Source organism: Pseudomonas sp. NPDC087346 (genome assembly GCF_044744235.1).
GTDB lineage: Bacteria > Pseudomonadota > Gammaproteobacteria > Pseudomonadales > Pseudomonadaceae > Aquipseudomonas.
The window spans coordinates 1-1,503 of the sequence record NZ_JBIUXX010000054.1; the positions used below are offsets into that span (position 1 = coordinate 1).

Annotated in this window: 2 protein-coding genes; both read left to right on the forward strand. The window is 56.3% G+C overall.

Going from position 1 to position 1,503, the window contains the following annotated elements:
* Positions 1-200: 200 nt before the first annotated feature.
* A complete protein-coding gene (locus tag ACIOZM_RS24805; protein ID WP_025109353.1) occupies positions 201-803 on the forward strand; it encodes a 50S ribosomal protein L25/general stress protein Ctc in 603 nt (200 codons plus the stop codon).
* Positions 804-974: 171 nt separating this feature from the next.
* A partial coding sequence (gene pth, locus ACIOZM_RS24810; protein WP_401218530.1) for an aminoacyl-tRNA hydrolase occupies positions 975-1,503 on the forward strand: 529 nt, incomplete at its 3' end.

Consider the following 1,503-nt stretch of genomic DNA (forward strand, 5'->3'; position numbering starts at 1 on the left):
TTGCCGAAGCGGTTCGCCGCATCAGCAATGAAGAATCGATCAGCGCGATGTTCCGTTAAGGGCCCTGCCCTTCTCGAAATGTTTCGTTGACGAAAAGCGCCCCGCCCCGGCATTCATGTCGGGGCGGGGCTTTTTTGCCCATACCGAGTCAGGCGCTGGTCGCAAACGCCCCTCGGGAATGGCTATTTTGGAGATACAAAATGAACGATTTTACTCTGAATGCTGAAGTGCGTTCCGACCTGGGGAAAGGTGCGAGCCGCCGCCTGCGTCGTCTCGCCGCTCTGGTTCCAGCTGTTGTTTACGGTGGCGAAAAAGCCCCTGAATCCATCAGCATGCTGGCCAAAGAAGTTGCCAAACTGCTCGAAAACGAAGCGGCTTACAGCCACATCATCGAGCTGAACGTTGGCGGCACCAAGCAAAACGTAATCATCAAAGCTCTGCAGCGTCACCCGGCCAAAGGCCACGTGATGCACGCTGACTTCGTACGCGTTGTAGCTGGCCAGAAACTGACCGCTATCGTTCCTGTGCACTTCATCAACGAAGCTGCTCCAGTGAAGAAAGGCGGCGAGATTTCGCACGTTGTTGCTGAAATCGAAGTAACTTGCCTGCCGAAAGATCTGCCTGAGTTCATCGAAGTCGATCTGGCTAACGCTGAAATCGGTTCGATCATTCACCTGTCGGACCTCAAAGCTCCTAAAGGCGTTGAGTTCGTTGCTCTGGCACACGGCGATGACAAGGCTGTTGCCAACGTCCACGCTCCACGTGTTGCTCCAGAAGCTACCGAAGAAGGCGCAGCAGAGTAATTCACTCTGTGAAGCCGGAGTGAGCAAGTAACATCGCGGACTGGAACGTAGCGAGAAAGCGGGCGAGAACGCGGAGTTTACATCCATGGTAAATGAGCATTTTTCGTCCACTTTCGCCGCTTCTCCTGATTGCGGCGATGTTATCCACCACTCCAAGGAAGGGCCCCTATCGTGACCGCCATCAAACTGATCGTTGGCCTGGGTAATCCAGGCGCCGAATACGACCAGACCCGGCATAACGCAGGGGCCCTTTTTGTTGAGCGCATCGCCCACGCACAGAATGTGAATCTCGTGGCCGATCGCAAATATTTCGGCCTGACCGGGCGCTACTCGCATCAGGGTCAGGATGTTCGTCTGCTGATTCCCACCACCTACATGAACCGTAGCGGCCAGGCCGTCGCGGCACTTGCCGGTTTCTTCCGCATCAAGCCTGAAGAAATCCTGGTGGCACATGACGAACTCGATCTGCCTCCGGGCGTTGCCAAGCTCAAGCAGGGCGGCGGCCATGGCGGTCACAACGGGTTGCGCGACATCATTGCGCAACTGGGTAATCAGAATACTTTCTACCGTCTGCGGCTTGGCATCGGCCACCCGGGCGTCGCCAGTATGGTTTCAAATTTCGTCCTGGGTCGTGCGCCACGCGCCGAACAGGAAAAACTCGATGCCAGCATCGACTTTGCCCATACTGGCGACGCCCGGG

What these genes read in the sequence shown, in the direction of transcription:
- ACIOZM_RS24805 (WP_025109353.1), top strand. Translation starts at nt 201, where the DNA reads ATGAACGATTTTACTCTGAATGCTGAAGTGCGTTCCGACCTGGGGAAA.